General features: G+C 70.9%; 20 protein-coding genes. All 20 read right to left on the bottom strand.

Annotated features, from left to right (window positions below):
• Window positions 1–13 precede the first annotated feature (13 nt).
• The gene (locus ACFYWI_RS32975; protein ID WP_389239441.1) at window positions 14–3,709 is read right to left on the bottom strand and encodes a LysM peptidoglycan-binding domain-containing protein; all 3,696 of its coding nucleotides are present in this window, start codon (window positions 3,707–3,709) and stop codon (window positions 14–16) included.
• A 7-nt stretch (window positions 3,710–3,716) separates the two neighbouring features.
• The gene (locus ACFYWI_RS32980) at window positions 3,717–4,175 is read right to left on the bottom strand and encodes a TadE/TadG family type IV pilus assembly protein (RefSeq protein ID WP_389239442.1); all 459 of its coding nucleotides are present in this window, start codon (window positions 4,173–4,175) and stop codon (window positions 3,717–3,719) included.
• Window positions 4,172–4,630, bottom strand: a complete 459-nt coding sequence (locus tag ACFYWI_RS32985; RefSeq protein WP_389239443.1) for a TadE/TadG family type IV pilus assembly protein — start codon at window positions 4,628–4,630, stop codon at window positions 4,172–4,174. The genes ACFYWI_RS32980 and ACFYWI_RS32985 overlap by 4 nt, the downstream gene beginning before the upstream one ends.
• A complete protein-coding gene (locus ACFYWI_RS32990) occupies window positions 4,627–5,049 on the bottom strand; it encodes a TadE/TadG family type IV pilus assembly protein (RefSeq protein ID WP_389239444.1) in 423 nt (140 codons plus the stop codon). The genes ACFYWI_RS32985 and ACFYWI_RS32990 overlap by 4 nt, the downstream gene beginning before the upstream one ends.
• A gap of 36 nt (window positions 5,050–5,085) precedes the next feature.
• Window positions 5,086–5,274, bottom strand: a complete 189-nt coding sequence (locus tag ACFYWI_RS32995; protein WP_389239445.1) for a hypothetical protein — start codon at window positions 5,272–5,274, stop codon at window positions 5,086–5,088.
• 16 nt (window positions 5,275–5,290) lie between these two features.
• Entirely contained in the window at window positions 5,291–6,187 is an 897-nt protein-coding gene (locus ACFYWI_RS33000) for a type II secretion system F family protein (RefSeq protein ID WP_389239446.1), read from the bottom strand.
• Window positions 6,184–7,104, bottom strand: a complete 921-nt coding sequence (locus ACFYWI_RS33005) for a type II secretion system F family protein (RefSeq protein WP_389239447.1) — start codon at window positions 7,102–7,104, stop codon at window positions 6,184–6,186. The genes ACFYWI_RS33000 and ACFYWI_RS33005 overlap by 4 nt, the downstream gene beginning before the upstream one ends.
• The gene (locus ACFYWI_RS33010; protein ID WP_389239448.1) at window positions 7,101–8,657 is read right to left on the bottom strand and encodes a CpaF family protein; all 1,557 of its coding nucleotides are present in this window, start codon (window positions 8,655–8,657) and stop codon (window positions 7,101–7,103) included. Before ACFYWI_RS33010 ends, ACFYWI_RS33005 begins: the two co-directional genes overlap by 4 nt.
• Entirely contained in the window at window positions 8,650–9,519 is an 870-nt protein-coding gene (locus ACFYWI_RS33015) for a hypothetical protein (RefSeq protein WP_389239449.1), read from the bottom strand. The genes ACFYWI_RS33010 and ACFYWI_RS33015 overlap by 8 nt, the downstream gene beginning before the upstream one ends.
• Before the next feature lies 1 nt (window position 9,520).
• The gene (locus ACFYWI_RS33020; RefSeq protein WP_389239450.1) at window positions 9,521–10,210 is read right to left on the bottom strand and encodes an SAF domain-containing protein; all 690 of its coding nucleotides are present in this window, start codon (window positions 10,208–10,210) and stop codon (window positions 9,521–9,523) included.
• A 36-nt stretch (window positions 10,211–10,246) separates the two neighbouring features.
• Entirely contained in the window at window positions 10,247–11,131 is an 885-nt protein-coding gene (locus ACFYWI_RS33025; RefSeq protein WP_389239451.1) for an ATP/GTP-binding protein, read from the bottom strand.
• Window positions 11,125–11,724, bottom strand: coding sequence for a hypothetical protein (locus ACFYWI_RS33030; RefSeq protein WP_389239452.1), 600 nt, complete (start codon window positions 11,722–11,724; stop codon window positions 11,125–11,127). Before ACFYWI_RS33030 ends, ACFYWI_RS33025 begins: the two co-directional genes overlap by 7 nt.
• Window positions 11,725–12,574: 850 nt before the next feature.
• Window positions 12,575–13,519 (bottom strand): replication-relaxation family protein, encoded by a 945-nt coding sequence (locus ACFYWI_RS33035; protein WP_389239453.1) that lies wholly within the window; start codon window positions 13,517–13,519, stop codon window positions 12,575–12,577.
• A 14-nt stretch (window positions 13,520–13,533) separates the two neighbouring features.
• Complete coding sequence (locus ACFYWI_RS33040; RefSeq protein ID WP_389239454.1) at window positions 13,534–15,723, bottom strand: ATP/GTP-binding protein; 2,190 nt, start codon at window positions 15,721–15,723, stop codon at window positions 13,534–13,536.
• Window positions 15,720–16,178 (bottom strand): hypothetical protein, encoded by a 459-nt coding sequence (locus ACFYWI_RS33045; protein ID WP_389239455.1) that lies wholly within the window; start codon window positions 16,176–16,178, stop codon window positions 15,720–15,722. The genes ACFYWI_RS33040 and ACFYWI_RS33045 overlap by 4 nt, the downstream gene beginning before the upstream one ends.
• Before the next feature lie 486 nt (window positions 16,179–16,664).
• Window positions 16,665–17,762 (bottom strand): C40 family peptidase, encoded by a 1,098-nt coding sequence (locus ACFYWI_RS33050; protein WP_389239485.1) that lies wholly within the window; start codon window positions 17,760–17,762, stop codon window positions 16,665–16,667.
• 62 nt (window positions 17,763–17,824) lie between these two features.
• On the bottom strand, window positions 17,825–20,185 hold the full coding sequence (locus tag ACFYWI_RS33055) for a hypothetical protein (RefSeq protein ID WP_389239456.1): 2,361 nt from the start codon (window positions 20,183–20,185) through the stop codon (window positions 17,825–17,827).
• Window positions 20,182–22,725 (bottom strand): ATP-binding protein, encoded by a 2,544-nt coding sequence (locus ACFYWI_RS33060; protein ID WP_389239457.1) that lies wholly within the window; start codon window positions 22,723–22,725, stop codon window positions 20,182–20,184. The genes ACFYWI_RS33055 and ACFYWI_RS33060 overlap by 4 nt, the downstream gene beginning before the upstream one ends.
• 1 nt (window position 22,726) lies before the next feature.
• Window positions 22,727–23,359 (bottom strand): hypothetical protein, encoded by a 633-nt coding sequence (locus ACFYWI_RS33065; RefSeq protein ID WP_389239458.1) that lies wholly within the window; start codon window positions 23,357–23,359, stop codon window positions 22,727–22,729.
• On the bottom strand, window positions 23,356–23,649 hold the full coding sequence (locus ACFYWI_RS33070) for a hypothetical protein (RefSeq protein ID WP_389239459.1): 294 nt from the start codon (window positions 23,647–23,649) through the stop codon (window positions 23,356–23,358). The genes ACFYWI_RS33065 and ACFYWI_RS33070 overlap by 4 nt, the downstream gene beginning before the upstream one ends.
• Window positions 23,650–23,652 lie beyond the last annotated feature (3 nt).

Raw genomic sequence — 23,652 nt, forward strand, 5'->3', positions numbered from 1 at the left:
CATACGCCTTCCGTCAGCGGGCGCGGGTCACCGGGCGGGGCAGCAGGTTCCTCAGCAGTTCAGCGGTTTCGGCCTCCATGTCGACGCCACCGAGCAGTTGTTCGTTGATGCGGGCGAGGCGGGCGGCGGCCGCGCGCAGGGCGTCGATGTCGCCGGCGGCGTGGTGGGCGAGGAAGATCTGGCGGTGCAGCATCTCGCTTTCCTCGGCGGCGAGCAGGCCGCGCATGGCTGCCCACAGGGCGCCGGGGATGTCGTCGGCTTCCCGTCGGCGGGTGGACAGCTTGTACGCGACGTCCACGATCGCGGAGACCATCTCCTGGATGAGCGGCTCGGCCCAGGCGTAGCGCTGGGGGTGGATGCCGGTGAAGGGCCGGCCGCGGACCAGGGCGAGCGCGCGGCGCAGGGCCAGGTCGCCGTCTTCGTCGTGGCGGGCCAGGCCGGTGCGGGCGAAACGCTGGAAACGGGTCCAGTCGCAGGCGACGGCCGGGCCGAGGCGGTAGCGGCTGTCGCCGGTGTCCTGGACGCGGGGCAGGTGGGCGTTGCCGTCGGTGTCTTTGTCCAGCCAGGAGCGGGTGCGGGAGATGACGGCGTTGCGCATCTGTTTGTTGACCAGGCGCCCGGGCCAGAGGGCGTCGTCGATGGCGTGGTGGTCGACGCCGGGGTTGAGGGCGAGATAGGCGATGAGTTCGGTGCCGATGCTGAGGCGGTTGGAGTCGATGCGGCCCGTGGCGCCTTCGACGCTGATGGGGCCAAGCAGCAGCACGGCCGGAGTGCCTGAGCCTACGGTTTCGGGCTGGGCCGGCAGATCGGGGCCCGTGGTGGGCGGCACCTGCTGTGCCGCTGGCGCCTTCGGGCTGTCGGCGCGCTCGGCTTCGGCAACCGGGGCGGGTGAGGGAATGGTGACGTGGACGGTCGGCGGGGTGGGAGTTGCGCAGGGCGTGGCGAAGGCGGGAGCGATGTCCGCCGGTCCGCCGGCCGGGGCCGGGGCCGGTCCGTCGTCCTTCGTCACGTCGGAGGCAGGCGCCTCGGCGTCGGGTTCGCCGTCCTCATCGTCGGCGAGCACGTCGGCAAGCGAGGGGCCGGCGGGGCGGTCGCCTTTTGCCTCTTCCTCGTGCTCGGTGTCCGGCTTGGCCAGGTCGACCGGGTCGTCGGCGTCGGCCGGCTCCCCCGAGTCTGTCGCCGCCTCTTCGTCGGCGAGGGCGTCCAGCTCCAGCTCGGCGTACTCCGCTGGCATTCCGTCGTCGTCCGGATCGATGTCCGCGAGCTCGCTCGGGTCTTTTGTGTCGCGCGCGTCGTCGGTGTGCTGCGCCTCTTCCTGCTCCGGTTCCTCGTCCTCGGCCAGGTCCTCGGCCGAGGGCCGGGTCCAGTCGGGGGCGGGGACGTCGCTGTCGCTCGCGGCGAGGGTGAGCAGCTCGATGGCATCGGCGAAGTGCTCGTCGCTCAGGCCCTGCAGCCTGATCGGGAGGTGGGATCCGGGCAGGACGATGGTCTCGTCCGGCCCCTGGCACTCCAGGGTCCACGCCTCGGCCGGGGCCTGGGCGCTGCTGGTGCTCGAGGTGATGACCGCGCCGGCCGCACGGGGCTTGGCGGCGAGCGTGGCGAAGAGGTCGGTGACCGCCTGGTCGTCGGGGAGGTCCGCCGCGAGCAGGACATGCGGTGTCCAGGCGCCGCCGGCGTCGTCCGTGAGCCGTGCGGCGCGCAGGCTGCTCGCGCCGACGGCGGCCAGGGCGCGGCGCTGGTCGGTGGTGTGGCCGGCCAGTTCAGCAATGGCGTCGGCGAGGTGGTCGATGCGGACGACCCGCTCGGGCGCGGCCTGGTCCAGGCCGGGCGCCGTCCCGGCGAGGGCGGTGACTTCGAGGTGTCCGGGCAGCGGGGTGCTGGCGAGTTCCACGGCGATGGCCTGCAGGACGTGGCGGGCGAAGTCGCCGTCGCCGGACAGGTGCAGGACGCCGGCGTGTTCGAGGTCGACCAGGACCAGGCGGCCGGCAGCGTCCCAGCCCACGGAGACGAGGGCCGGGTACGGGGCGTCCGCCTCCTTCAGCGCCTCCTCGTCGACGAGGTCGGAGCTGGAGGCGGGGCAGACCCACAGGTCCTTGCGGCCGGCGGCCGCGATGAACGGCTTCATCGGCGCGGTGTCCTGCTCCAGGTGCAGTTCAACCTTCGCCTCGTGCAGCACGACCGCCTGCAGGACGGGCAGCTCGCGGCCGGCAGCGGCCAGGTTGAGGGCGAGGGAGCGCAGGACGGTGCCGAGCAGGTCGAAGCCGGTGGGGTGCTGGGCGGCGCGCAGGCCCTGCTCGGTCGCGGCGGCGCGGCCGGCGGGCATGGGGATGCGCCGGCCGGGGCGGCGGCGGCGCTGCTGCAGGATCCGGCGGGTGGCCAGGGTGCCGACCAGGGCAGCCGCCAGGGCGCCGGCGCCCATCCAGACAGCGGCCGGGGCAAGGGCCGTCTCGCCGTTGGCGCTCTGCTGCGCGGGGGGCGCCTGGTCTCGGCCGGTGTCCTGGCCGCTGGGTTCGGGGGCGGCGCTGCTCGGTGCCGGTTCTGCCGTACGGGAGGGTGCCGGCGTCGCGGCCGGCGGTGCGGCCTGCTCGCCCTCGCGTCCCTGGTCGGCTTCCTTGTCCGGCGTGTGCTCGGGGGCCGGTGTCTTGTCGGCCTCCTGGCCGGGCTTCTTCGGGTCGTCGTCTCCCGTGTCGGTGTCCGCGGGCTTGCCTGCCTGCTCGCCAGCCTGGGGCAGGTCCAGCTCCTGGCCGGGGAAGATGAGGTTCGGGTCGGTGAACGTGCCGCCGCCGGGCGTCGTTTCGCCCTTGTTGGCCTCGAAGATGGCCAGCCAGTCGGCCGGGTCGCCGTGTTCGTCGGCAATCGACCAGAGGCTGTCGCCCTCGCGGACGGTGACACTCTCCGGCCGGGCCTTGTCGGCTGAGTTGTCCTCGTCCGCCCGGTCCTGCGGCTTGCCGCCCTGCTCTGTCCTGCTCGTCTGCTGCTCGTCAGCCTTGTCGTCCGCGGCCGGGCTCCTGCTCGCCGCGGGCGCCGCGCTGGTGGCCGGCGCGACGGGCCGGGCGTCGGCCGGCAGCTTGATGACCGCGCCCTTGGGCAGGAACTGGTCGCCGGCGGCGAGCTGCGGGATGTCCGGGTTGAGGGCGGCGATGTCCTTCCACCGCTTGCCGTCCCCGAGATACTCCTCCGCCAGGTCCCACGGCAGCTCGGTGGTGGAGGACACGGTGTGCTGGGGCCAGTCCGGTCCCTCCGCCAGCGCTGCCGACTTGGCGCTCGGTGACGCGCCGGCGCCGCCTTCCCCCACGGTGTGCACGGTGGTGGCCGCGGCTGCCGGCGCGGTCGTGGCGGCCGACGCCGCGGTGGGGGCGAGCAGCACGATGCCGCCGATGAGGAACGAGGCGAGGGACTGCAGGCTGCGCATGCCCTTGATCTGGGGTGCGGAGCGGCGCCGCAGGAAGGCGACGGCCTCCACCAGGACGGAGAACGTGAAGGCTGCCCAACCGACCCAGCCGATGCATGTGAGGGCGACCAGGAAGAGGCTGCCGTCGTCCTGGTCCATCAGCAGGCCGAAACCGCCGGACAGTTCGGTCGGCTGATGGCCGACCGTCAGGAGCAGGAACGGGGCTCCGCCGACCAGAGCCACCAGTACGGCCAGGCCGAGCAGAGCCCTGAGCAGGGCGCCGACGGCGCGCAGCGGGGCGGGGGTGCGATGGGGCATGGCGCGGCTAGCCTCCAGTTTGGGTCTGCAGTTGGGCTTTCGCGGTGCCGGTCACGTTGATCGTCCCTTTGCCCACGAACTGCGCGAAGAACGTGTCGTAGGTGTCGGTCACGGTGACGGTGAGACTCTGCCCGCCGTCGGTGATCTCGACGGTGCCCTGGACGTTAGCGGCGGCGAGGTAGTCCTGGGCAGCCCCGACGGCCGCGTCCGGGTCGATGGTGATGGCGGTGCCCTCGATCGCCTGGGCCGGGTCCAGCTGTTGGCCGGCGGTGCGGGCTGCTTCCTGGGCCAGGGAGGTGGCCCGGTTGGCCGCGTTCAGGGCGCCACCGCCGTCGACGAGCAAGCCCATCACCATCAGGATCGCGAGCGTCGACAGGGCGAAGAACACGGACATGGAACCGCGGTCGCGGCGAGGGGCGGACAGTGCCGCGCGGCGCCGCGCCACGAACCGGCGAAGGGTGTTCATCCGCGCCCCCGGTAGGTGTCGATGGGGCTGGTCCACGACGCCGTGAGTGTCTTGGCGCCGGGCAGGCCCGGCAGCCCGATGTCGGAGAGGTTGGCCGTGCAGGCGATCGTCGCGGTCACGTTCGCCTCCAGGCCGATGTCGAGCGCGTAGCCGGAGGTGTCGACGACGACGCTGGAGGTCTGGCAGGTGATGCCCTCCCCCTGAAGGCTGCGGTTCGCCGCGGCCTGCGCCTCGGCCTGTGCGCTGCCGGCGTCGCGCTCCAGGGAGGCGGCGCGGGCAGCCGCCCGGGCTGCGGAGTCCACCGCGCCGTCAGCGTCCGTCACCCGCCCGAAGGCGATCATCAGCAGGAGCAGCCCGATCATCACGGGTGCGAGAATGGCTGTCTCCAACGCGTAGGAGCCCCGGTCGCGGCGAAGCCCCCGCGCCGGCCGCTGACCGCAGGTTCGGGCCCTCATGGGTTGGTCCAGCGCTCGACAGGTGCGTCGGCGTGCTGAACGACGTCCAGCGTCAGGCCGGGGACCAGAGTGGCGACGTGGCCGCGCACGGTGATGCGGATCTCCTGTGCGGTGCTGCCGGCCGACGACACGCTCGCGCCCTGGACGCTGCCGCCGAAACGGTTGAGGAACGTCTGCGCCTGGACGACGCCGTCGCCCTCGCCGGCGCCGAACTGCCTGCCGGCTTCCACGCCTTGGCGGGCGGCGGACTGGGCGACCTTGCGGGCGTGGTAGTACAGGCCGACCTGGATGGCGGTGAAGATCAGCGCGAGCACGACGACGGCCAGGACCGCGAACTCGACGCTGCCGAAACCGCGGTCGTTGCCCTGCAGCCGGCGGCGGATGAAGCCTCGCAGACCTTTCAGCATCCGTGATCTCACGCCTGGTCCTCCCCTCGTGGTCGTGGCAGTGGCTGGTCAGCCGCCTTGGATGATGCCGATCTTCTCCGCGAGCTTGGTTCGGATGGCCAGCACCAGCAGGCCCGCGCCGACAAGCAGGGCGCCGGCGATCAGGGCCAGCTCGGTGGAGGTCTGTCCGGCGTCCTTGCCGGCCTTGAGCGCTTCGTAGCGGCCGCGGATCCACACGGTCAGGGTCTGGATGTCCATGGGTGCTTCTGCTCCTTCAGCTTCCGAGGATGGTGAGCGTGATGGGGATCATCACGAAGACGAGCATGAGGATGACGCCGAAGGTGACCGGCAGGATCATCGCGGCGCTCGCCGCATTGGCCTGGGCCTTGGCGTCCGACAGCAGAGCGATGCGCAGTTGCCGGGCCTGGGCCTGGAGAGTGGTGTAGACGGCGGCGCCGTCGCCGGCCAGCGCCAGGGTGTCGGCGGGGCGGGTCAGCTCGGGGATGTCGAGCTCGTCGCCGAGCTGCTTGAGGGCGTCCCAGACGGTGACGCCGGCGAGGTCGGCCTGGTGGAAGACCTGCCGCATGCGGACGAAGATGAAGCCGTCGCCGACTTCCGCGGTCTGGGTCAGGGCCTGCGCGGCGCCCGAGTTGGCGATCCGTGCGAGCGCGACGCGCTCCAGGTAGGAGGCGGCGGCGTGCCGGACGATGAGGCGGGCCGCTGCTGCCTCGCGGGCGACTTCCTTGCCGGGCCAGAACCAGAACAGGCCGGCCAGGGCGAGGGAGAACAGAGCGGGGACAGCGTACGGGAAGGGTGCGCCTGCCAGGGCGAGCAGGGCCTGGAGCAGCTGCGGCAGCAACAGCCCGTACAGGGCGAACAGGAACCTTTTTCCAAGGTGTTCGGCCGGGCTGATGCTCAGCAGGTTCAGGTCTTTGACGGGGAGGGTGAGGCGGCCGCCGAGCTCGCCGAGCAGCCGCGTGCCGACGCGTTCTTGCACGGTGCCGGTCGTCTTGGGAGCCGCCGCGGGGAGCAGGGGGCGGCTGGTCTTGGACACGTCCAGGCGGTCCAGGGCGGAGGCGAGGTCGCGGCGTGCGGGGAGGGCGGCGCGGACGGCCAGACCGATGAGTGCTCCGGCGGCGGCTGCGGGCAGGACGGCCTCCACGGGGATCATCGGACGCCTCCCGTCACGGTGAACTGGGCATTGGCGGGCAGCGGGCCGATGAGCCGCGGGTCGGGCTGGGTGCGGGCGATGCGGCGCAGCCAGGACAGGGTCCAGGCGAAGGCGCCGCCGAGGGCGGCGAGGACGATCTGCCCGAGGGGGGACTGGTACCAGCCGGACCAGGCGTCGTTGAGCATGCAGCCGACCACGACGACGCAGATGACGATGGACACCATGCGCGAGCTTTTGCGGACCTTGGCGCGGTCGGCCTCGATGTCGCGGGCGTCGGCGGCCTGCTGGTGGATCGTGACCGCCAGCGCCTCGAGGGCGTCGGAGAGGCCGGGGCCCTTGTAGACGGCGTGGGACTGGAAGAGCAGGACGACGTGGTCGCTGACGCCGTCGGCGAGCTCGTCGGCGAACAGGGCGAAGGCGTCCTGCGCCTCCAGGCCGGAGCGCAGCCTGTCCGCCAGGGCGCGCACGTTCGGCGCGATCGGTGCGGGTGCGGCTTTCGCGGAGGCCTGGATCGTCTGGGGAAGGCTGATGCCGGCCTGGTGGACGCCGGCGAGGTGATTGAGCCACTGCGCGAGCGCTTCGAGGCGTTCGATCCGCAGCGTGGCGGCGGTGCCGGGGTTGAGGACGTAGGGCAGGCCGAGCACGGCGGCGCCGGCGAGGATGCCGTGGACGGGCCAGCCGGTCCAGGCCCACACCACCAGAGTGACGATGCCCGCGGTGGTGACAAGGTGGCGCCAGCGGCGCTGCCATGTCTGCGGCAGTTCGGCCTTCGCACGCTGGATCCGGTGAGTCGTAGGGGACTTCGGCTTGGCCGGGTCGGGGACACGGCCGCGGATTTCGCGGACGGCGGCGAAGACCGCCAGCAGGGTGAGTACGGCGCAGCAGGCCGCGACGAGAGCGAGCTGGGAGGTGTTCATCGCCGGCCCACCCTCTGCAGCGGCCCGAGCCACGCGCCGTACGGGTTGTCGGTCAGCCACTGGCGGTGGAACAGGCCGGTGCGCTCCAGGTCGTCGATGAAGCTGGGCATGTTCTTGTAGATGGCGCGCGGCTCCCCGCCCTGGGGGGCGAAGAGTTCGGTGGTGACCGGGCGGCCGCCTTCGCCGACGACGTCGTGGACCTCGTAGATGTGGGAGACGAACCGGTGCTTACGGCCGCCGATCGCGGTCTCGTCCAGGTAGGTCAGGTAGACCACCAGGTCGATGGAGGAGGCGATCAGGTGGTGCGCGGCCTCGGTGGCCATGTCGGCCTCGGTGCACAGCTGGACCAGGCGGCTGACGATGGCGTGCGGCCGGCGGACGTGCAGGGTGCACATCGAGCCGGAGCCGCCCGCACTCATGGCCTGCAGCATCGGCACGATCTCCGTGGAGCGGACCTCGCCGACGATGACGCGGGTGGCGTTGTACCGCAGGGCGGTGGCGAACATGTCGGAGATGGTGACCTCGCCGGCCTTCTCGCCGCCGCGGACCTCGCCGTTGGACTGCCGCGCCTCGAACGCGTACGTGACCGGGCCGGGCTTGGGGCCGGGCTCGTCCAGGTAGAGCTCGCGGTCGGACTCCAGCGTGACGAGCCGTTCGGAGGGCGGGATCTCCCGGCCGAGCGCGCGCAGCAGCGAGGTCTTGCCGGCGCCCATGTCGCCCACCACCAGGATGTTCATCTTGGCGTGGACGCAAGCGGTCAGGAACCGCTCGAGGATGGGGTTGATGGAGCCCCACTGGACCAGTTCGGCGATGCCGTGCTGGCGGATGCGGTGCCGGCGGATGACGACGGACGGGCGGGTGGTGAGCAGGCTTGCGGTGACGCGGGAGCCGTCGGGCATGCGGAAGCCCACCATGGGGGTGGCCTGGGTCAGGCCGCGCTCGCCGTGGCCGGACAGGCGGGCCATGCGATTGACCCAGGTGATCAGCTCTTCGTGGCTGTCGGCGACCTTCTCGATCGTGCGGCGCGGCTTGTCGTGGTACTCGACGTGGGCGCGCAGTCCGTCGACCATGACGTCCTCGACCCCGTCCTGGTCCAAGAGGGACTGCAGACGGCCGCCGCGGTACATGGAGTCGAAGACTGCGGTACCGATCGCCGCTTCGTGCTCGGCGGTCAGCGGGGTGTTGCCCTGGGCGTACTTGGTGGCCCAGTCCGCGACCGCGTTGCGCACCAACGACTTGGCCAGCGCGCGGCGGTCGGCCTCTTCGAGGAGCTTGTCCGGGTCGTTGGCGCTGAGCTGCTGGGACACCTGGGCCTGGAGGTCTTCGATGACGTCCCAGCCGACCGGGATCTCGCCAGGCAGGCCTGCCAGCCGCGGCACAGCCGCCGCCGTCGCTGCAACTGCCGGCACTGCGGGAGGCTCGATGACAGGGGTAGGTCCCGGCTCGTCGGGGCGGCGCTGGCCGATCCGTCCGGCAAGCAGGCCGGCGATGTCCTCGCGGCCCATGGGCGCCGGCTGGCCGCCCGCGCCGGGGCGCTGCTGGGTGTCAGCCACGCGTTGCTCCCTTCTCGCTCAGCCGCTGCAGGACACCGGCCAACTGCGGGTTGGCGTGCCTGGGCGGGTACTGCTGCTGGATCTGCCGACGGGAGGCGGCTGCCTCGAACTGCTCGGTGGCGGTGCGGGCGTGACGCAGCAGCGGGCTGCGGCCGTAGCCGCGGGGCGGGCGGCCGCCAGCCGTGAAGTAGCCGGCCGTGGCCGCATCGAAGGGAAGTCCGGCCAGGACCGGGGTCTTGAGGGCTTCTGCGACCTGGTGGGCGCGGTACGGACCGTCCTCGATGAGCAGCAGCCCCAGCGCGTCCGGTCCGCTGCCTCGTTCGGCCAGTTCGGTGCGCAGCGGGTCGATGAGGTGCCGGGCCAGGGTGAGGGACTGCTCGGTGCCGCGGACGGCGAGCAGGACAAGGTCGGCCTGGTGCAGCAGCGGGGCCGGCGTCAGGGTCGTGTGGAGGCGGCCGGACTCGAGCGCGAGGCGGCCGGCGTCGATGTAGACGTCGTATCCTGCCTCGTCCGCAAGGACGTGCATGACCTCCGACAAGGCGGGCCAGGTCCGGCCGAGCGCGGCGGCCTGGGCGGGGTCGGTCAGTCCGGGCAGCAGCTTGCGGTGCCCGGCCTCGTCCATCGGCCAGAGGTGACTGGCGAATGCCTGGGCAAGGGCGTCCGGCCCGGTGCGTTCGGCGGCGGCCAGATGGTAGAGGCCGAACCCGGCGCCGACCTCGCCCTGCAGGAAGCCGGCCCTGATAGTCCCCCCGGCCGGGTCGCACTCGGCGAGCAGCGAGGGACGCTTCGAAGCGAGGGTGAGGGCGAGCGCGGCGGTGGTGACGCCGCAGGACTTGGCGGAGACGAGCGCGGTGACCGGCATGTCAGCTGCTCCGCGGTTCACGCACGATGGCGATGCGGCCCTGGGCTGCGCGGGTGGCCAGCAGCGGCCCGTCCGTGGTCGCGACCGCGAGGTTGACCACAACGTTCCCGGAGGCGTCCGGGCGGGAGACGGTCACGACAACGGCACTGATGGTCGACGGCGGCGCCTCGGCCTCCTTGGAGCTGGTCTGCTCGCCCTGGGCGGGGGTGGTGACGGCGAGGACCTTGTCGCCGGGGGCAAGGGCCCCGGCCGGGGCCTGGCCGCGCTTGACCTGGACGCCGACCTGCTGCCTGTCGTCACCCAAGCCCGTGCCCTCGGCAAGCTGGGAGGTGGTGAGCAGGCCACCCTTGCGCAGGTCGACGGCCGGCCGCTTGCCCACCATGGACGCCTTCTGCGAGGCGGGTACGGGAGTGAGAGCGGCATCGGCGCTCACCTCGGCCACCATCAGGTCGGCTGCCGTCAGAGCCTGGCCGGCCGGAACGTCACGAGCGATGGCCAAGACCTTGGTCCGATCGCTGGCGGAAGTAACCGCCGCCGCTGCGCCCAGACCGGCGAGGACGGCCAGGACGATGCACAGCGCGGCGACCGACCAGCGGCGCTCCCGCTTGACCGGCGCGGCGGTGGTGATGGGTACCTCGGGGCGTGCCGGGACGGCCGGGCGCGGCACCGACGGCGCAGCGGGGGATTCCATGCGGTGAAAAGCCTCTCGAGTTCTTGAGCAGGTGCGCTAGTTGAGGACCTGGACCTCGGCAACGGTGATGTCCACGGCGCTGTCGCGGATCTCGGTGAGCTCACCGGTCTGGCCGCCGCCGGTCACCTGCCAGTCGACCGTCCACGTGGACGTCGCGGTCACGTGGAACTTCCCGGACGAGGTGGTCGAAGAAGGAACGTTGTAGCGGTGACCGCAGTCCGGGGACGGCTTCTTGCCGTACTCGGCCTTATAGGGAGTCCCGGCCGTAGTGCAGGTAACCGTCTTCCCGTCGCCCATCTGCCACACGATCTTCGAGACCCTCGCCGTGGCGGTCACGCTGACGGGGCCAGCTGTCGCGCTGGCCGTGTTCGGCCCGTAGGTCTCGGGGCCTGTCGTGGTCCACATGTAGACAGGCATTCCGACCACCCCCCTGCCGCCCGGCTTCGGGGTTATGCCGATGTCGGGGCCACGTAGCAGCATCTTGTCGACAGCCTGCTGGGCGAGAACCGCAGAGTCGACCGCTGGTGCCGCGGCGGGCTGCTGCTTTGACCAGAAGATGCGCACCACCGTCGTGCCAGCTGGGTCGCTCTTCTCGAAGCAGCGCTCGATATAGACCGCGCCGTCCCCGGGCTTGTGTCCTTCCCAGACACTGCTGTCTGCGGGTGGCTCGGGGACCATCTTCTCGTAGGTGCATACCCGGCTGCTGTTGGAGCCGCCCCCGGATCCCCCAGTGCCGCCCATTCCGCCGGGTCGCTCACCCGGCGGCCTCTCCGGGGTTCCTGCGCCCACGCAGACGAACGGGTCCTCCGGGGCCTCGCAGTTATCTTTCTCGCCTCCGGGCGCCGCGAGGGCCTGGAACGGAATCGCCAACGCAGTCACGGCCACCAGCGTCATCGCGGCGGGGCGCCAAGTACTCAGCATGGCTTCGCCTGGGGTTCGTCCTTGATGACTTTCCAGCCGTCGGGCCACTTTTCGACAGTCGATACGATGACGTACCTGGTCAGGCGCTGCGAGGGGAGCGGTACCGGCTTGTTGTCAGCACGTTCGACAACGTTCCAGCGGGTGATGTCCAGGCAGCTGGAGAGCGTGGTGCTAGGCACCTTGCGGTCGATGTCGATCTTTGTGACCGTGGGGTTTTCGACGGTGACGCTACCGGTCATCATCTGCCCCTTGGCGTGCCTGTTCTTCGCGGCGTCCTCAGCAACGATGAGCGCGGTCGCGGCGGCGTACTTCTTCAGATCGGTGCCCTCAGAGGTGCCGCTCGCAAAGGTCTTTTCCATCTGCTGCCAGTAGTTGCGGTACGCGCCGATGGCCTCGTTCTTCGCGGTCTCCGTCGGGTCCGCCGACTTGGTCGCGGACGGCGTCGGGGACGCCTTCGGGTCGTTGTCTGCCGACCTGTCTGAACTGCACGCCGAAACGGCCGCCAGGGCGAAGGCCAGGAAGAGAAGTGCCTTGGTCCGCGAGCCATTTCGTACGCGAAGTAGTGCTGGACCTGATCGTGCCGACAGTGCCACTGCGCCTCCCCGTGTGTCACTCAACGGTGTCTGTCGACCTGCGGCATGCTGCCCAGGGCGAGGACCCCGTCGCGGCCTCAACCGCCACAAGCGGTCGGTCTGTTCCCATACGTTACGCAACGATCCTCCAACTACCCAGCTTTATTCGGGCAGTTCAGGACCACAGGACGGTACTAAACACGCCACAGTGCCCCAACGGCGGGCTGCCCGGAAGCGAACTGGTCGGTCGTCCCGTCCAGCGGGACGTACCCCGGCGATTCGCGAGCGGCAACAGTGTCGACTCATCAGCACATGGGAGCGCAGCCCCACAGGCCGGTTGGCGTCTGCAGCCGAGCCGTGTCGGGGCGGAAGATGGCGAGCGATCGGTCTTGGTAGAGCCGGGCTCCACACAGCGCGCAGTTCCACTCCTGGAGCTGGTCGTGTCTGAGCCGCTCGAGGTCCGGCTGGTTCGGGTCCGTCGGCCGAGGGGCTCTTGGAGTGCTGTGCAGGGGCAGCGCCCTGGGAGCGCTACCGGCACGGCGCCTGGTGCGTGCAGGGACAGGAGGTCTTCACTTCTCGGGGTTGGATGAGAAGGTCGTCTAACCTCCCGTGCCCATCCGTCTGGCTTTGCCAGCCGTCGAGCAGGCGCGGAACGATCTGGCGTGCTGTGAGTTGATATTCGTCGCGGCAGCTTTCCTGCTGTGACAGCAGACCGATGGGGCGCGTGGCAATAGAGAGCGAGCAGTTCCCCAATCAGCGGGGAGAACGGCTTGGCGATGGCGCCGAGTTCGTCGCAGGCACGCGGTCGTCGTGCCGGAGCAGGGGCGGGGACCGGGGTGAAGCGAGTGAAGCGCATGACGTGCCTTTCGGTTCAAGCGGCGACGGTGACGGGGCGCAGCCAGGCGTCTGCCGGCTGCCCCGGTCCGAGGACCGGGGTGAAGATCGCGTCGAAGGGGCCGCGGTGCTGGAGCTGGCTCAGGGTGGTGACGCCGGCCCGCAGCCCGGTGTTGGTGAGGGCAGGGTGGCTGGCGGCGAGGCTGCGCAGGTCGGCGATGCGCCGGGCCAGACGGGTATCGGAGGCGCCGGTGAGGACCATGAGCAGGCGCGGGAAGGCCGGGTAGCGGCTGCGCCAGGCTGGCGTGGAAGAGGTGCGCCGCACGGGGCGCGGGCCGCGACCGCTCGGCGGCTGGGGGGTGAACTCGTGGTAGGCGGCGTAGGCGTGGAGCTTCTGGGCGAGGCGGGCGATGGTCATCTGGGTGCGGTCGACTTCGATGAAGAACGTGAGCAGGGTGCGCTGCTTGGCTTTCTGGTCGGTGTGGACGTAGTTGAGGACGGCGTCGGGGATGAGGGTGAGGTCCTCGCCGGGGCGGGAGTCGTCGCGGTAGTGGTGCGCGGTCTCCGGGGACCAGTCGAGCGGGCCGCATTCGTGGCCGAGGCGACGGGACCAGTCCACGAAGGCCAGGCCGGTTTCGACGGTGGCGAGGGTGTGCTCTTGCAGTGGGCCGAGGGCCGCTTCGGGGCTCATGCGGTAGGGGCGCTGGGGCAGCAGACCGACCGATTCGACCGCCTGGGCGCCCTTTTCGGTCAGCCACCACAGCAGTTCGGTCTGCCCCGTTGAGCGCCGGCCGACGGTTTCAGCGAGGCCTGCTGTGCGCAGGGTGTGGAGCTGTCGGCGCAGGTACTCGGTGCGGGTGTGGTGAGGGGTGATGAGTCGGTGGAGCTGTCGGGTGGAGACCAGGCGGTGCTGGTAGAGGACTTGGACGGCCTGCTGGGCGATTGGGCCGAGCCCCGTGGGGCCGGTGTGCGGGTAGGGCATGTGGGAGCTCCGCTCTAGTCGACGAAGGTGGTGGGGTCGCCGGCGGTCCCGAGGCTGGGCCGGCGGCCGGTGTGGTGGGAGAGGACGGCGTCGTCCAGGTCCTCAAGTTCGGCGAGGATCTCGCCGAGAGGTCGGCGCTGGAGGTTGGTGTCGATCGCTTTGTTGAGCTCGGGGACGCCGGCCGGATTGTCGTAATGGGCGAAGAGGTCCTCGACGGGCAGGCCGCGGACCCTGAAGGGCGTGGTCCGCACTCCGTTGAGGTTGACCGACATCACGTAGTTGTATTTCGGGAGCTCGGTGATGGTCTCCGGGGTGACGTGGCCGTTCCAGCGGCGGGCGACGAAGGCGGCCTCGTCGTAGTCGGCCGCGCACGTGCTGAGCAGAGACTGGTTCTGCAACAGTGCCTGCCGGGTGATCGCGCTCAGTCGAAGAGCCATCTGCGTCATTCCGATAAAGCGCACCTCGTACTTCCGGAGCTGCTCGGCGATTGCGGCGAGGAAGCCTTTGGAGGAAGCATCCAGGGCAGTGAGCTCGTCCCCCCAGGCCCAGAACGTGGCGCGCTCCTCGCGCGGGGTGTCCTGGCGCGACAGCCCAGCGCGGTGCAGATCATGGATCAGAAGGCAGCTGACCAGCGCGTCGCTCTCGCTGCCGGACGGGCAGACGAAAACGACGCGGTGATTGTCCATTGCGGTGCGGACGTCGTATGCCGAGCGCGGGCTGCCGAAAAATCCTTGGAGGGACTGGGAAGTGTCGAGCCGGTCCATCACGTAGGTGACGGTGGGTACCGCCTCTGGGGGGAACCTGGGAAAGGTCTTCTCCCAGTAGTCCTGGACCCGTCGGGGCAGCCTGGGCAGCAGGAGCTTTCGCCAGGTCTCATCTGTCAGCCAGGTCCGCACCTGGAACAGCGTGCACTGAGCATGCGGGGATCCGGCCTGGACCGCCTGCAAGTTGAGCAGGGCCAGTGCCTGGACGGAGCGGGCGAGGATCGTGCGGGCACGCGGCGCGCTGTCACCCCAGTCCTGGGCGGCGGCAATGCCCTCGGTGACTGAGCGCACCACGTCCTGGACATCGGTGAGAGTGCGGTCCTCCATGGACAGCGGATTCCAGGAAACGACCAGCTGGTCCGCTTCCGCCTTGCCCAGGTTGATCTCCCACACGCGAGAGGAGATGTGCGGGTGAGCCAGATACGGTCTCGCCCGCATCCATGCCTCGCCGTGCGGGTCCAGGAACCAGGTGCCGTGACCGGAGTGGGCAACGGCAATGCACTGCACCAGAGCCGCCTCGGTCTTGCCGTGACCTGCCTTGCCCAGCTGCAGCCCGAAGAGCAGGTCCTCCATCCGTGCGGCGCCGATCCGCTCGCGTCCGTCCGGGTAGGTCACTGCACCGAGCGGTACCAAGTCCGGCTGGCCGGTGTAGACGGGAAGCTCCGACGGCGCCGGAGGTACCAGGCCACCCGAGCGCACCACACTGGGGGCGCTGCACTTGGCCGTCGGGGGTTTGAGGAATCCGGCGAGCTCGGGCACGGTCATCCACTGCCGTTTCCGGGGTGCGAACTCGCCGGTGGCGAACCGCTTGTCGAACGAGGCGATTCCCCAGCGGGTGCGGGGGCGGCGCGGCTTGAGGCGGTTCTCTGCGGAGGTGGTGGAGAAGGCGGCGAGCAGTAGTTGCATGCGGGCCACGGCAGCATGCGGGTGCGCTGCCTCTGTCCGCAGCAGCAGCTGCACTGCGAACACGGCTCCCGTCGCCGGGTCGAACTTGCCGACGCCGTCACGCAGGTCGGTCATCCTCGGCAGCCGCTCCTGGCGGGCGCTGGTCGTCTTGCCGCCGGACCAGGCTGCGGCGACGGATCCCGGCCCTGCTCCCCCGCCGGGGCCGCCGGTCAGGCGCTCGCCGTACGCGGAGGGTCCGCGGCGCTTGGACTGTCCCATCAGCCGTCGCCGGCGCCGGGCGAGTTGTCCTTCGCGGATGGGGACCAGGTCTATGACGACGTCGGCCCGCTCGCAGGCCTCGGCGCTTACGGACGCCATGGCGGCTGCCAGCTGCTGGAGCGGGTCAGGATTGAGGCCCAGCGAGGCCAGCGGCTTCTGGTCGGGCAGGGCAAGTACCAGCTCGGCGCGCTCGACGTAACGGCGGGCGGCAGGTCGGTGGTCGGCGTCGGCGGCGGCCTTGGGGTAGTCGCAGTCGAGCTCAACCGCGGCGGTCACTTCGCCCCCTCGCGCTGTGTGGGGAAGCGGACGGGCTGGATGTCCTTCTGGGCGCGGTGGGCGCGGACTTCGACCTCGGCGAAGCCGGGCATGGCCAGCACGGCGGCCGCTGTTGCCGGGCCCTCGAGGAAGCAGCGCATCTTGCCGTCCTCGGCGCTGTAGCGCAGCCGGACGGCCGAGCCGCGGGCCGGGATGCCGCCGGCGGACTGGTGGACCCGCCCGAGCTGGCGCGCCCACCGGCCGACCTCGCCTTCGTTCGGGTCGAAGGTGGAGGTGGGGACGACTTCGACGGTGACGCGGTCGGCGAGGGCGGCCCGTACGAGACGGGCGCGCCGCACGGCCACGCAGATCCAGATGGCCAGGGCGACCGGAGACAGCGCGGCCAGGTACGGGGCGGCTGCCCAGTCGACGGCGTCGAAGAAGACCTGGGCGCCCGGCAGGTCGGCGGCCTTCATGCTGGCCGCCGGGCGGTCGTACGGAGCACTGCGTGCACGGTGGCCTCCTGGTCGGGCGGGGAAAACTCCCTTCACTTGGACCAAGTCGGGACGGAAGGCCGATTCAGACACCGATCACGAGGCTTTGCTTTTCCTTTACTTCGCTGTCTGGCTGCTCGGGACGGCGACGGACCCTGCCGTGGTGAGTCCAGCTGCGTGGACACGTGCGGCTTGAGACCGACTTCGCGGCCCAGCCCGTGGTGCCGGGCTTCAGGCCGGACTGCCGACTTCGGGTAGTAGCCGCACGAGTTGAAGTCGTGTACCGCGGCGGCCGTTGCGGCCGGAAGGGCCGGCGTCGCCGGGATGGACAGGGCAGGAAGGGCCGGCGCGGATGCGGCCAGGGCGTACGCGATCAGCTTTCGCATGACCGGCTCAGCCTGCTGCCGCCCGGCGCGCGTCACGGCCGGCCCTGCCGATCGCCCGCACGTGCGGCCGCGCGCACCCTGGTCACCCGCCGATCCGGCGTGCCACCAGGATCTTGCCGTGGGTGGAGAGCTTGGCCACTTCGACGACACGGCCTGGCTTCGGCGCGTGCACAACCAGGCCGTCCCCGATGACCATGGACACATGCTCGGGCCGGGATGCGCTGCCCTCGGTGAAGACCAGGTCGCCCGGCTGCAGGGCGTTGGCCGGCACCGCGCGACCGTCGTTGATCTGGGTGTAGGTGGTGCGTGTGATCTCGATGCCGGCCACGCCGTAGGCGCGCTGCATCAGGGAGGAGCAGTCGCACCGGTCGCGGGGGTTACTGCCGTGCGGGTTGGTGCAGGTGCCGCCCCACTGGTACGGGGTACCGAGCTGTCCGAGTGCCCAGCGGATGGCGTTACGTGCCGGCATGGGGGCGCTGGCGGGGATCTGATAGCCCTCGGGGAGGGTGCCCGGCGGGATGTCGCCGTAGTCGGTGCCGGCCTGGGTGACACAGCCTGCCCCGCCTAATCCGCCGGAGAAAGCGGGGCTGGTGCCCGCGGGGCCCGCGGCCGCCGTGCCGAGTGTCGGCGCGATGGCCTGTTGCAGGGCGGTGGCCAGCGGTTCGTGCTTGGCGTAGGCGTCGGGGAAGCCTGACTTCTGCACCTTCTGGGCGGCGATTGTGATCGGCATGTTCTCCCAGTCCTTGAGGGACTTGAGCGCTGTGTAGAACTTGGTGGACGCGTAGACCGGATCCAGGATCTGCTCGCGGGTGCCCCAGCCCTGGGAGGGCCGCTGCTGGAACAGGCCGAGGCTGTCGCGGTCGCCGTGGTCCAGGTTCCGCAGTCCCGATTCCTGCAGGGCGGTGGCGAGCGCGATGACCTGGCCGCGTGCCGAGATCTTCATCTGCACGCCGGTCGCCACGATGACCTTCGCGTTGGGGATCTGCTCCTTGGGCGAGGGCAGGCCGGAGACCTTGACGTCGCCGGTGCTGCCGGCGAGCACCGCTTTGACCTGCTGGGCGACTTGGGCGGTGTCGACGTCCATGCCCGCCGCCTCGTCAGGGGTGCACTGGGCCTGTGCGGCTGCGGCTTCGGCCTCGCTCTGCCCAATGCCTGTGACGTGCGCGGCGATCGCCCCCATGAGGACGATCGCCAGCACGAGCAGACCCGCGCTGCCGGTCAGCCATTTTTTGCGCTGCTTGGTCACGACCCGCTCCGGGGCGGGATGCGGCGAGTGCCGCGGTCCAGGCGCTGCCTCAGCTGCTGTTGGCGCGGGGACGCTGCGGGCTGGGCAGGGACCTGGTGGTGCGGCGTGGCTCGTTGTCCGCCGCCGCGCTGTATGGGAGCAGGGCGGCCCGTGTTGCCGCCGGCCGCTGGGGTGGACGGATTGCCTGCGGGCTGTGCGGGGCGGGCGGGCCGCCGGTTGCGGGCCGGCTGGGCACCGGGACGGTGGTTGGGGCGGGGCGGGTGCCCGGGCCGCGGCTGCGCAGGCCGGGGTGGATGCCCGGGCTGCGGCGGCAGACCGCCCTGGGGGGTGTTCGGCCGCGGTCCCCGCGGCGGGTTGCCCGGGGCTCCGGGGGCGCCCGGCTGGTTCCCGGGAGTGCCGGGACGCGGGGCGGGGCGTCCGGCTGGCCGTGCCGGACCACGGCGGCTGCCTCGGCCGCCGGTCTGGATGCGGGCCATCAGGGCGGTGGCGCCGACGGTCCGTGGCATGGCGTAGCCGAGGGCGGCGAGTGGGTTGCCCTGGGCAAGGGAGACGCCGACCATGGCGGTGCGCACGGCCCCGCGGGCGGTCCCCCGGGCGGCCCTGCGAACGAGGTGGCGGTTCTTCGGCACGGTCGCGGTTGCGGGCGGTGTGAAGAGGGAGCCGTGCGTGCCGCCGATGCGGGCGCCTGACATCTTGGCGCGGAAGTTGTCCGCGACCTGCTTGGAGCGGGCGGCGAGCTGCTTGCGCTTCTTCACCGCGCCGATGCACACCACGTCGACGGCCAGAAACCGCAGCGTGAGTTCGCGCCCCTTCCATGTCTCGTGAATCGGGTCGAGGCTGGGGTCGAGCGCGGGATTGAGGACGGCCTGGACGATAAGGATGAGCACGGCGAGTGCGAGGACAGACACGAGCATCTGGCCCAGTGAGCGCAAGACGGATGCGGCCCAGTTCCAAAGGAAGGCGCGGCCGGCGCCGGGGATGGTGCCGACGATCAGGGCGGGCTCTCCCCGGACGGCGTCCCAGGCGATGCGGCACTGGGCGATCAGGAAGCTGCCTGCCAGCGCAGAGATGAGGATGGTGACGATGATGGCGGCGATGAGGAGGAAGAAGCCGCCGCCGAGCTTGTCGAGCGAGGCCTTCTTCGCAGCGTCGACGTCGCCGGGCACGCACTTGTCTTCGAAGCGCTCCATCGGCGGGTTGCCGAAATGGTCGATGGCCCACCGGGTGGAGATGTCCATGCCGGTGTTGATGGCGGACGAGGCGCCAGGAAGGCCCGCCCAGGAGCTCGGGCTGAGGTAGTCGGCGTAGGCGCTGTACTTCTTGATCTTGTTGGTACGGGAGTGGACGGCGCGGTCGAAGGCGAGCTGCTTGAGCCGGGTGTCGGCGTAATCGGTCGCGCATTCCTTTTCGAAGACTCTGCCGTACTGCAGCAGCATCGCCGGCTTGACGATGAAGGCGTCGGTGAGTGCGTTGGTCATCGGACGGGCCAGGGTGCTGCCGGTGGCCGGGGTGGTGACGCCGTCGTTCTTCTCGTCGGTGAGCGGGTTGGCGTCCAGGATGACGTCGGCGACCTCCAGGGCAAACTCGCTGGTCGCAGCGATGGCCCCTGTCTTCTCCCCCAGCAGGGCCTGCGGAGGGGAGGCCAGCAGTGTGGTGGTCAGTGCCGCCAGGAGGATGGACAGCGCGGCGTCGCCCCAGCCGCGGGCCCTGTCGCCGAAGAAGATCCGTGCGACGCAGATGAGGGCGCACACGGACAGGAAGAGGGCGGGCAGGCCCATCTCCAAAATCACGCGGGTGTGCAGGCTGTTGGCGACCGAGAGCACGGGGACGAGCAGCAGCTTGGCCAGGCCGAAGGACAGCGCCCAGGCGATGAGCCAGCAGCAGAACGCAATCACCCACTTAGTGATCATGAAGCAGAGTTCGGTGAGCAGGTTCTGGATGCCCAGGTCCCAGTCGAGCAGGCCGCCGGTGTCGGACTTGACGGTGTAGACGCTGATCGGGAGGCCGTTGGCGTCCGTGACGTTGAAGACGCCGAGGACGCCGCCCTCGTCGGGCAGCAGCTTGCGCAGCCGTTCCTTCTCCGCTTCGAGCATTCCTTCCTGGGCAGCCTTGCTCAGGCGCTCGCCCTGCTCCTTGAGCAGTTGCTCGATCTCCTCCATCTCTTCGGGGGTGGGGGTGCGCTGACCGGGGGCGGTCGGCGTGCTCGGTGTGGTGGTGGGGGTGGGCTCTGCGTGGGCGGGCAGCGAGGTGAGCAGGGTGAAGGTCGTGGCGGCGAGCGCCGCGATCAGCAGCACTAGGCGCAGCCGGGCGGAGCCCAAGGCCCGCATTCGCATCCGCCAGTTCAGGATCGTGGTCATGCTGCGGTCCGGTAGTCGCTGGGGGTGGTGTGGATGACGCGCATGACGGCCGGATCCATCGGGATCAGTACCTTCATCAGGCCGATCCGGCCGGCCAGGTCGCGGTACAGGCACTCACCCGCGCGGGCGAGCTTCTCCTCTTCCGGCAGGTCGAGCGGGGACAGGCCGGCGGTGACCAGGTCCAGCAGTTCGGCGTCGGTGGCATCGACGCCGAGGAACTCCAGTCCGCGGGAGGCCAGAGAGCGGGTGGTCTGGCGGAAGAGGAGTCGGTGCGGGATCAGGCCGCGGATGATGGCGCCCTTCTCGCTGTCGGCCGGCCCGATGTCGTCCGGGTCGTGACTGCCGACGTACGCGGCGGCGTTGTGCTTACGGCCATCGCGCATGAGCTCCAGCAGCAGCTCCAGGCCCTCGTCGCTGGAGGTGAGCCACCAGCACTCGTCGAAGACGGCGACGCCGAACTCGTCCTTGTGCCGCATGACGGTCTCGCGTGCCACGGCGGCGATCAGGTACATCAGCGAGCGGCCCAGGACCTTCTCGAACTCCAGCCGCTCGATGCGGTGATCGGAGGCGAGCTCACTCTTTTTCGGCAGCGCCAGGCTGTTGACCAGGAACACGACGGAGTCGGCCCGGGCGGTGTCCACAACCGGCAGCGTCTCGTCGAAGACAACGGCGGCGAGGTCCTTGCGTGCAACGGCCTTCAGCTTGCGGGCCAGGTTGCGGGCCGGGGTGTCCTGTTCCCCGCGGCGGGTGAGCTCGTCCATCAGGGCGCGCATGGACGGCTCGGGGCGCTCCAGGACGGCCTGGACTGCCTCGGAGAGGGCGACGCCCTCCAGGTCCATCGGCTTCACGCCGAGGAGCAGGGTCAAGAAGCTCTCGCAGAAGCGGGCCGCGACCTTGGGGCTGTCCTTCACGTACAGGCGCAGCGGATCGAGGGAGACTTCGGCGCTCTGGTCGATGCGGATGATCTGGGTGGTGCCGGGGCAGGCGCTGGCGAAGCGTGCCCACTCCTCTTCTTTGGTGCGGTCGACGATGACGGCGCGGCCACGGGAGTGGGGCTTGCCGGGCTGGTGCCCGCGGGCGAGCACGTTGTAGACGGCCGACTTCAGGCCCACGCTCTTGCCGGCGCCGAGCTCGCCGATGAATGCCATCGACGCGGACGCGTTTTCGCGGGGGCCGCGGGCGGGGTCGACCATGACGGGGCGGGCGCCGCCGGAGGCGAGCTGCAGGCCGAACAGGCCGCCGCGCTCGTCGCCGAGTTGGGAGCCGCACCAGGGCATGGCCATCGCGAAGTCGCGGGCGAGCAGGTACTGGGCGTATCCGGTCATCACCCGGGGGGTGCGGCAGCCGGGCAGCATGGCGTGCCACAGGTTGGTCTGCTCCCCCACCGGGCGGGCGAAGGTGTAGTCGGTCGCGCCGAAATCACTGGCGAGGGCGGCCGCGCGGTCCTGGGCGTCGTCCGGTGTGTTGCCCCAGACGGCGAGGGTGACCATGGCGCGGATCTCGACCTCGCGGGCGGAGGCGGTGAGCCGGTCGCGGTATTCGTCGTTGTCGGCCTCGTTCTTGGCGAGGGCGGCGGGCGGGCCGGCCGGGTCGCCCTGGTACTCGGCTGCCTGGGCCTTGAGGTGGCGGGCGCGTTTGCGTGTCTTGGCCTCGGCCTTGGCGCCGGGGGTGATGACCAGCCGGGCGGTCCAGTCGACCGGGTAGGCCAGATCGTCCAGCTGCTGCAGGTACGCCGCTCCGGGCAGGGCGAAGGCCTCCGGCATCTCGGAGAGGGCGAGCAGTGCCTGGTAGGAGTTGCCCCACTCGCTGGAGACCTGCAGGAAGCGCCGCTCGAACGGGTTGCCCGGCACGGAGTTGCGGTCGGTGAAGTTGGCGCCGCCTTCGGCGAGGAGCACCTCGCCCAGGGCGGCGACGGTGCGGCCGCGGCCGCGCACCTTGGACTCGGTGCCATCGGGCAGGAACGGCTCCGCCAGCCCGCGGCGCGCACTGTGGCCGTAGATCCACAGGATTTCGGCCTCGGTGGCCGGCCGCATTGTCACGCCGGTGGGCCATTGGGCGTGCATCCGCGTGGCCTGCTCGGTGCGCCGGTTGATCTCGCCGGCGGTGATGGGGGCGGGCATCAGGCCCAGCTGCAGCGCGACTTCGGCCTTGGCAGCCGAGAGGGCGGACAGGGCGGCGTCCTTGCGGGACAGCGGCGGCAGCGGGATGGCCAGCCAGTCGGTGCGGCCGGTGAGCTCCATGTTCTCGAGCTGGTCCAGCACGGCGTGGCCGAGGCGCTCGTAGCGCGGCGACTTGTTCAGGTCGACGTCGGCGACCATGGCGCGGACCACGGCGATCGGGTCGACCTGCGGGCACAGCGACATCAGCATCGGCTCGCCCGTCAGTGACTTGAAGAGCGACTCGAGCGCCTTCAGCCGGCGCTTCTTCGCGGTGGCCGGTGCGTGGCTGTAGTTGGCGGCGGCCACCCGCCAGATCGCCCACGTGGTGCCGTGGGTGGTGAAGACGAGGTTGTTGGCAACGTGACGGATCGGCAGGCGCATCTCACTCCTCCTTATCTGCGGATGCGGCGCGGCGGGCGAGCAGGGCCTGCACACCGGACGCCACAGGGGCACCGGCAGTCGCATCGGGTGAGGGTGTGGCCGGGGCCTGCCGGGCAGAACCTCGGGCCGGCCGCGCGGGGCGGGTGACAGCGGCGGCGGGGGCCGGCCGTGCCGCCGCAGGGGCGGTGCCGGCCGGAGCGCCGTCGGCGGCGAGGATGATGAGTGTGTCGCCGCTCACCGGGCGGGCCGGGCGGAAGGGCCGGCCGTGCAGCCGTCCCCACCGCGGGCCGGTCATCATCACGGCGACGCTGACCAGAGCGGCGGCCGGGTTGCGGCCGTCGATGTGCAGGTGCCGCAGCAGGAAGGCGGCGGCGAACGGCAGGCCGAGCAGCACACCGACGTCCATCAGCCCGTTGCCGCCCCAGATGGCCCGGGTCAGGATCAGGGCCACGAACGTGCCGACGAGCGCGGCGAGCTGGGTGAGCGTGTACGGGCCGCCCGGCAGCCGGATCCCCCGGCCGCCGTTGACGTCGCGGATGACACCGTGGACCAGCGGTGCGCGGCGGGCCTTGGTGTAGCAGCGGCCGATCAGCTCGCCGTCGCTCTCGGCCGGCTCGACCACAACGGCGGTCACTGGTCACCCTGGTTCCACAGCTGCTGGCCGCCGCCGTCGTACTTCTGGATGTCCTCGGTGACCTTGTCCTTGAGGGTGGAGTCCATGGAGGCGGAGCCGCCCCACACGATGGCCGCGAAGATGACGGCCATGATGGTCGGCCCGGGCGCCTTCGTCCTGATGCCGACAATGACGACGAACGCCCCGCACAGCACAGGGATCGCGACGTTGAAGATGAGGTCCTTGATCTCGTTGCCGAGGCCGGTGCCGGTCTGGATCCAGCCGGCGGCAAGCGTGGCGGTTTCGTGCATGGC

This window comes from Streptomyces sp. NPDC002889 (assembly GCF_042888425.1).
GTDB lineage: Bacteria > Actinomycetota > Actinomycetes > Streptomycetales > Streptomycetaceae > Streptomyces.